The organism is Nocardiopsis sp. NRRL B-16309 (genome assembly GCF_001279585.1).
Taxonomy (GTDB): domain Bacteria; phylum Actinomycetota; class Actinomycetes; order Streptosporangiales; family Streptosporangiaceae; genus Nocardiopsis.
This window is the reverse complement of sequence record NZ_LGEC01000143.1, coordinates 1-606: the sequence shown is the minus strand read 5'-3', so window position 1 is coordinate 606 and position 606 is coordinate 1. Positions and strand designations below refer to the sequence as shown.

Annotated in this window: 1 protein-coding gene; it reads right to left on the bottom strand. The window is 65.7% G+C overall.

The window, feature by feature from the left end; translation table 11 throughout:
* The coding region (locus tag ADL05_RS28400; protein WP_231640938.1) for a condensation domain-containing protein at positions 1-606 on the bottom strand (606 nt) is incomplete at both ends.

Genomic DNA, 606 nt, shown 5'->3' with positions numbered 1-606 from the left:
GAGGTCTTCGAGGATGATGCGCCAGGACACCACGTCGACCACGAGGTGGTGGGCGACCAGGAGCAGCCGGTTCTCGCGCTCGACCCCTTCCAGGCCGGAATCCTGGACCCCGGTGAACAGGACCGATCTGAACAGGGGGGCAGCGGAGACGTCCATGCTGGTCTGCGCCTGGCGGGCGAGGTCCAGCATGCGTTCCCGGTGTTCGGTGGGCGGGTGTGTGGACAGGTCGTGTTGCTGCCAGGGCAGGGTGTGGGGGACGTTGGTGATTTCGGCGTGCCAGTGGTCGCCTTCGCGCAGGAAGCGGGTGCGCAGTGCGTCGTGGTGGTGGAGCAGGGTCTGGAGGGCTTGTTGCCACTGTTGTGGGGTCAGGTCGGTGTCGGCTTCGATCAGCAGGGACTGGTTGACGTGGTCGGGGTGGGTGAAGTCCTGGTCGAAGAACCAGTGCTGGATCGGGGTGAGTTGGGTGGGGCCGGTGACTGTTCCCTGTTCGGCCCGCACGTGTGTGCTCTGGCGTTGTTCGGTGACGGGGGCGAGTTCGGCGATGGTCTGGTGCTGGAAGAGCTGTTTGACGGTCAGGTGGAGGCCGTGCTGTTTGGCGCGGAAGAC